Here is a 6,407-nt window from a genome sequence, read left to right on the forward strand (position 1 = left end):
AGTTATGCGGACTCCATACCGGAAAGGGTTTGCTTGTAGAGATCAAAGAACGACTGGTCAGCGCTCGGCGACTCAAAAACATCGACGATTTTAACGCCCTTTGCCTTGGCAGCCTCGACGAGTCGCTGCGAGACCTGGTCGTGGGTCTGCGGTGCGTCGATGAGGTAGTCCAACTCGCCGGACTCAATCAGCTTCAGCATTTCATTGACATCGCTTGCCGACGGCTCGGACTCATTCAGCGTGGACTGGCGGTAGCCCTTCGGGGTGATGTCCTTAACCTTCGTGTCCTTCAGGATGTCATCGGCCAGCGGGTGAACCTGAGCAACCTTAGCGGCCTTGAGCTTGCTCTTGGCCTCTTCGATGTCCTTGATTTCCTTATCGACAGCCTTGGTGTCGGCCTTGGCGCCCATCTTGGTCAGAGCTTCGGCGAGCTGCTCTGCAGTTTCTTCAACCGCATCGGTGTTGTACCAGACGTGCTCGTTGGCTTCGCCGTCATGGTGGTGGTGCTCGTGGCCTTCATGGTCGTGCTCGTGGCCCTCGTGATCATGGTCGTGACCTTCGTGGTCGTGGTCGTGACCTTCGTGATCATGGTCGTCGTGGCCCTCGTGATCATGGTCATGTTCGTGGTCATGGCCTTCTTCCTGCGGCAGCGCAGAGGTGATGACCTTGTCCTTTGCGTCACGCAGAGAGGAGGTCAGCCATGCGTCGTAATGCCCGCCACCTGCGACGAGAATATCGGCGTCCTCTACCTTTGCCATGTCGGCTGCGGCCGGTTCGTAGGAGTGAGGGTCGATGTCGTTGGACGCGATAATCGGGTCGATGGAGACCTTCTCGTCGTCGGTGACTGCGTCGGCGACGTCTGCCCAGACCTTGGTGGAGGTGACCACCTTAATGGTGTCTTCGGACTTGCCCGCGGACGTAGCGCTGTCATCATTGCTGGAGCATGCGCCGAGACCTGCGACGAGGCCGGCGCTGGCGACTAGCGCCGCGATGCGCGTGGAAAAGCGTGCCTTCATGTATGTATCCAATCCTGTTGCGGGCTGAATTATTCCTTTTATTCAGCTCCTGAGCATTAACCGCTATTGAAAACAGTTGTCTTTTAGTTCAAAGAACATAGTAGGGGCTGCGGAGACCCAGTCACAAGGCGGGCCTCTGCCGGAGTGGCCGAAATGACAGTCGCGCACATTCGTTGGGTAAAGTTGTCCGCGATTAGATGCGTGTGATGCTCGTTGTAGTTCTTTTCCATAAAATCGAGGTTTTCTACCTGAGGTAGCTGGACGAAGATATCTGAGCGGGCAGTCGCTGTTGGTTTTTCAAGAAGGGTCGGTATTCCGTGCAAAGTCGGCGTCGTCGTGGCACCTTGGCTTCCATCGCTGCAGAACTTGGGGTCTCGCGCACGACTGTGTCTAACGCTTACAACCGTCCTGACCAGCTCTCGGAGAAGTTGCGAGAGCACATCTTGGAAACTGCGGAGCGGCTTGGCTATCCCGGGCCGGACCCAATGGCTCGCGGTCTGCGCATGCGCCGGGTTGGCGCCATCGGCGTGCTGTTCACCGAGCACCTCCCGTTCGCTTTTGAAGACCCTGCGTCGGTGGATTTTCTCGCCGGCCTCGCAGAGGAGCTCGGCGAAATGGGCGACTCCATGTTGGTCATTCCAGCTTCCTCCGAGGAGGGCGGGGACGTAGATCTCAATCTGATTCGGCAAGCGGTGGTCGACGGTTTCGTGGTCTACTCCGTCGCGGACAACGACCCGTTCCTCGCTGCCGTGCGCGCTCGCGGCTTGCCGACGGTCGTGTGTGACCAGCCTGCAGATGCGGCGGCTCTACCGTTTGTGGGCATCGACGACCGTGAGGCCATCAAGCCCGCGGTGCGGCACCTGACTGAACTGGGACATCGCAAGGTGGGAATCCTTTCGGTGCGCTTGTCGCGTACCCCGAACTCGGGATATGTCACGGAGAAGCGGCTGGCAGAAGCTCATCACCAGGTGCAGAAGAACCGCGTCGAAGGTGCGCTGGAAGCGCTTGCCGAGGCCGGTATTCAGCAGGCAGATGTGCCTATCATCGAGCGTCACCTCAATGACCGCGAGAATAACCGCGATGCGGCTCGCCAGCTGCTGACCGACAACCCGGATCTCACGGCGGTGGTCTGTACCACGGATACTCAGGCAATTGCGGTCTTGGAATATGCCAAGGAGAACGGAATTCGTGTTCCGGAGGACCTGTCCATCACAGGCTTTGACGGAATCGAGCGCGCCCTCTTCCACAAGCTGACCACTGTAATTCAGCCGAATAGGCAGAAGGGCATTGCCGTCGGCCGCGCGCTGGCCGAGGAGCTTGAGGCCGCACGCGAGGACAGCGGTCGCGCTCCTCGCGTCTTGTTGGAGACTGAGTTTGTCGTTGGATCGACAACCGCAGCGCCGTCGGCACCGTCAGCCGGGTAGCGGGCCGACGAGGGTAACAACATCGTGGCGCTATCGGGGGCTCTTGGGGTGGTAAACCCCACCTCGTCTTTACTGTGTTCGGATTCAGATTAAGGTCTATTACATGACAGATTCAACAAATTCGAGCACCGACCAATCAGCTGCGGCTCTCAATAGTCCGGAAGCTACCCGCGACGACCATGTCGAACTTGGCGGCCCCGTCGAATTGGATGAAATGTCTATCCGTGGCGCGATGAGTGAGTTCACCACTGGCGTGACCATTATCGCCACCGAGGATGAAGGCGAAGCGTACGGTTTCGCCTGCCAGTCTTTTTCCTCGCTGAGTCTCACTCCACCGATGGTTCTGTTTACTGTCATGAAGACCTCGCGGTCCTGGCCGCATATACGGAACGCTGGACGCTTCTCCGTCAATGTGTTGGCCGAGGATCAGGAGGATATCTCGGCAGCCTTCGGCCGCAGTAATGGCGAAAAGTTCAAGACGGGGAAGTGGACCCGCTCTGAGCTGGGCAACCCTTTATTGCACGGCTGCTCCGTGTGGATTGATTGCACCGTCGTCGATGTTTACGAAGGCGGCGATCACTGGATTGTGACGGCGGATATTGTGGCTATCGGCAAGCGTGAAGAAATCAATCCGCTCATTTACCACCGCGGTTCTTACGCACGGGTTTCTCACCCCGGCACCGATGCGCCTGTCGATCAGAAGTGGCGTCAGCGCCCCTCGGTGTAACCCGAGGTTGTCGCAGTCCAGCCACGGCGATCCTCGCCTGGCTTGGGGTCTTTCATCTCTCGCATGCGCAGACCATTGTTGTCCTGCGTGTAGACGAATTCGCCCGCAACAATCTTGTGGAAGCGCTCCGAATAGGTCTGCGCCTGGTCTGAGCAGTCCAAACTGCGAGTCTGCTCCGGGGCGCCGAATTCGACCGCCTCGCCCTTCCACTGCAGCGAACCAGAGCCGTTGCCACAGGAATCAGCGAAGGCATATGTTGTCTGTCCCAGCGTAATAGTCGGCGCCTGAGTTCCGTCCGGCACACCGTGGGGCAGGTTTGGGTCATCAAAAATTGCGGTTATCTGCCATTGCTTGCCGACGATCTCCGCTGCCGGCTTTGCCTGGCATGCGGTAGCCGTCATGGACACTGCCGCAACGACAGCTACTGCGGCAACCGCCTTTTTCCCGCTCCGACCCATGCTGCGTGACCCCGTTAGTTAGCTGCCTTCTTGGTGGTCTTCTTAGCTGCCTTCTTGGTGGTCTTCTTAGCAGCCTTCTTCGTCGTCTTCTTAGCGGCCTTCTTGGCAGCCTTCTTCGCCGTCTTACGAGTGGTCTTCTTTGCGGCCTTCTTGGTCGACTTCTTCGCAGTCTTCTTAGTGGACTTGCGTGTGCGCTTTGCGGTCTTCGGAGCGTTTTCCTTCTCGTATTCCTCGTGAACCTTCTTGAAGCTCAGGCCTTCCTTCTCCACTCCGAGCATGCACATCAGAGTGACGGCATCGTAGAAATCCTCGGCGAAGGTAGCAACAATTCGCCGTGCGCCAGCAGCGGTCTTTTCTTCGACCTTGTGAAGAGCCTCGTTCTGAGCAGTGCGAGTGTCTGTGACCTTCGGTGGCACGAATCCTCCTGGCAAGCATGGCCTTAATTGCGCCCCATACACCTACTTCTGCCAGCCATCTCGCCACATGCTCCCGGCACTGAGCTCAACCGAGTTCAGTGAAGAAGGAATGGGATTGTGATGACGCAGTTTCAGCTTTAAGCGCTACTTACAATTCAAAAACCTAATTCTACCACGTTGTTGATAGGTCGCGCGGTGTGGACAACCTGGTTCCGGAAGCGACCAGTTCACGCAGCGACTAGTCCAGGCGCGGGTTCATACCGCCCTTGAAGCGGTAGTTGCGTGGACGGCGAGGCTTGTTCCGCGGATTCACAGGACGGATGCGACGCATACCGGCTCGGATTGGACGGGTCAGGCCACTGTCTTCGCGCAGTGCGCGAGGGCGACGGAGCCTACGCGCCATCCATTCACCGAGGACAATGCCCGCAGCTAGTGCCGTCGCAATGCCCAGCGCTGAGGCCAGCGCCGTAAACCCCTTGGTCGGGTGGTCGTGCAGCAGTGCGTGCATACCGCGGTAGATTGTCATACCCGGAAGCAGCGGGGTGACGCCTGCCACTGCCGTAATCAGCGGTGGGATGGACCAACGTCGTGCCAGCAGGCCGCCGATGAGACCAATCAGCGTTGCTGCCGCGCCGGCGCTGGTCACCGGATGAATTCCCAGTGGAGTCAACACGTAGTAGTAGGTCATTGACCCCAGCAGGGCGACCGTTCCGGACACTGCCAACGCGGTGAACCCAGCATTCGAGGCCAACGCAAATGCGATTGAGGCGGTAGTTCCCGCTATCACCCGCACTGTTGCCTGTGCAAGGTTGAGGTCGGAGCCCGCGATGACGTCGGGAAGCGGAATGCCCAGCATTCCGGAAAACTCGATGCCCATTGCGATGCCAGCGACGATGCCGCCGGTCAACAACATGGTGTCGAAGAAGCGCGCCGAGCCAGTCACAGGTGCGCCGGTGATGCCGTCTTGCAGTGCTTGCACGAGGGTTAGGCCGGCGAGCATCACGATAATTCCCGAAGCGATTAGCCTGGATGGCTGCATTTCAAAGGGGAGATACGCCTGCGCCGCATTGAGTACAGCAGCGGAGAGTGTGGCGATGAGACCACCGACTGCGTTCTGGAAGAATGTGGGCAACTCGCGGGCGGCGAGTTCGCCAATCACGATGACGATGGCCAGTGTGACCGCAGCTGCGATAAGGGCAACCTCGAAACTCGAGCCGAGCAGCACTGTCACAGATGAAGCCAGCAATGCCCAGCCAGCGTAGATGACGCGGAGGCGGTATTTTGCGGGCTCACGCTCGACTTTGTCGATAGCCTCAATAGCCTCCTCCAGGCTCAGATGGCCCGCGCGAATTCGGCGGATGACACGGTCAGTGTGACGCAAACGCTCGAAGTCGGGCACTGGCGCGGTGACAACGCGCATCGCGGTAATAGGGGTACGGCGTGCGCCGATGAGGTGGTAGACCGTCACGGAGGTCAACGTGATATCGACTTGGATTTGGGTGAGGCCATAGGCTGAGGTCACGGCCTTAATTTGCAGCTCGGTATCGCGGTTGCCCGAGCCACATGCCAGCAATAGCCCGCCGATGCGAGCAGCGAGATCGAGTACGGCCGTGACCTGACTCGGGTCGGAATAATCGATCGGTGCCAGCGGCAGCGGGGTAGTAGTCGAGTGCACTAGGTCGACAGTTGCCGTTGGGCCGGAAACGAAATCAATCACGCGCTGCTTGAAGGTGGACTGATCTTCGATTGCAGGAAACTGGGTCTGCGGAGTGTCGTCGTAAGAGACAGTGGCTTCAGCGTCGTAGAGATCATTCTTCGTAGCGGAGTTTTCTCCGGCGTTGGAATTGCTGTCACCAGCGAATGACATGTCGACACTTCCTTTCCCCGATACTGCCTGGGGTGCATTGCAGTGATGCTGCAAAGACGCGATGCGGAGACGTTGCAGAAACATAGCCCCAGTGATTTAGCGATAGTCACACTACCCCGTCAGTGGCCGAGAATCTCAATTCGTTTTTGAGGCGGTGAATTTACCTATCTGAGCGGGGCTTTTAGCGTGTGGAAAAGTGTTCAAGAACTGCGGTTGCAGTTTTCCTGTGGTGTCGTTTTTAACTTCTGCTTGCCAACCTGTACAATCGCCTGTCAGCGGCACAGCTGAGTTCGATTCTCAGGTTGACTCTGATTCTTTCGATCCAGCGACGGCTAACGCCAAAAGGGTCGCTTTAAAGTTGCCGGGATGGCGCAATTGGTAGCGCAACTGATTTGTAATCAGTAGGTTACGGGTTCGAGTCCCGTTTCCGGCTCCAAAACCCCAGGTCAGGAAGTTTTCCGGCCTGGGGTTCTTTGGTTTTAGGGGGGGGGCTTTTTTT

6 protein-coding genes and 1 tRNA gene are annotated in these 6,407 nt (G+C 58.0%); 3 read left to right on the forward strand and 4 right to left on the reverse strand.

The window, feature by feature from the left end:
• Positions 1 to 2: 2 nt before the first annotated feature.
• Positions 3 to 1,016 (reverse strand): zinc ABC transporter substrate-binding protein, encoded by a 1,014-nt coding sequence (locus QKE19_RS04015; RefSeq protein ID WP_347890434.1) that lies wholly within the window; start codon positions 1,014 to 1,016, stop codon positions 3 to 5.
• Between the two features lie 317 nt (positions 1,017 to 1,333).
• Between QKE19_RS04015 and QKE19_RS04020 the strand changes: the two genes are divergently transcribed.
• Both QKE19_RS04020 and QKE19_RS04025 read left to right on the forward strand, forming a co-directional pair.
• Positions 1,334 to 2,440 carry a LacI family DNA-binding transcriptional regulator gene (locus tag QKE19_RS04020; protein WP_049189569.1) on the forward strand — a complete coding sequence of 369 codons (1,107 nt, stop codon included), beginning with the start codon at positions 1,334 to 1,336 and terminating at the stop codon, positions 2,438 to 2,440.
• Positions 2,441 to 2,543: 103 nt separating this feature from the next.
• Positions 2,544 to 3,167: a flavin reductase family protein gene (locus QKE19_RS04025; RefSeq protein WP_049189568.1), complete on the forward strand. Its 624-nt coding sequence runs from the start codon at positions 2,544 to 2,546 to the stop codon at positions 3,165 to 3,167.
• On the opposite strand, the gene QKE19_RS04030 is transcribed toward QKE19_RS04025, so the two are convergent.
• From QKE19_RS04030 to QKE19_RS04040, 3 genes are all read right to left on the reverse strand, one after another.
• Entirely contained in the window at positions 3,149 to 3,625 is a 477-nt protein-coding gene (locus tag QKE19_RS04030) for a hypothetical protein (protein WP_347890436.1), read from the reverse strand. The two genes, QKE19_RS04025 and QKE19_RS04030, sit on opposite strands and share 19 nt — an antisense overlap.
• A gap of 14 nt (positions 3,626 to 3,639) precedes the next feature.
• Positions 3,640 to 4,041, reverse strand: coding sequence for a hypothetical protein (locus QKE19_RS04035; RefSeq protein ID WP_347890438.1), 402 nt, complete (start codon positions 4,039 to 4,041; stop codon positions 3,640 to 3,642).
• A 238-nt stretch (positions 4,042 to 4,279) separates the two neighbouring features.
• On the reverse strand, positions 4,280 to 5,908 hold the full coding sequence (locus QKE19_RS04040; protein ID WP_347890439.1) for a threonine/serine exporter family protein: 1,629 nt from the start codon (positions 5,906 to 5,908) through the stop codon (positions 4,280 to 4,282).
• A 360-nt stretch (positions 5,909 to 6,268) separates the two neighbouring features.
• Here QKE19_RS04040 and QKE19_RS04045 point away from each other — a divergent pair.
• Positions 6,269 to 6,344 (forward strand) — tRNA-Thr (locus tag QKE19_RS04045).
• Positions 6,345 to 6,407 lie beyond the last annotated feature (63 nt).

The sequence above is a fragment of the Corynebacterium sp. c8Ua_99 genome (genome assembly GCF_039907185.1).
Taxonomy (GTDB): domain Bacteria; phylum Actinomycetota; class Actinomycetes; order Mycobacteriales; family Mycobacteriaceae; genus Corynebacterium; species Corynebacterium jeikeium_D.

Coding starts and splice junctions, on each gene's coding strand:
- QKE19_RS04015 (WP_347890434.1), bottom strand. CDS start 1,016: ATGAAGGCACGCTTTTCCACGCGCATCGCGGCGCTAGTCGCCAGCGCC.
- QKE19_RS04025 (WP_049189568.1), top strand. CDS start 2,544: ATGACAGATTCAACAAATTCGAGCACCGACCAATCAGCTGCGGCTCTC.
- QKE19_RS04030 (WP_347890436.1), bottom strand. CDS start 3,625: ATGGGTCGGAGCGGGAAAAAGGCGGTTGCCGCAGTAGCTGTCGTTGCG.
- QKE19_RS04040 (WP_347890439.1), bottom strand. CDS start 5,908: ATGTCATTCGCTGGTGACAGCAATTCCAACGCCGGAGAAAACTCCGCT.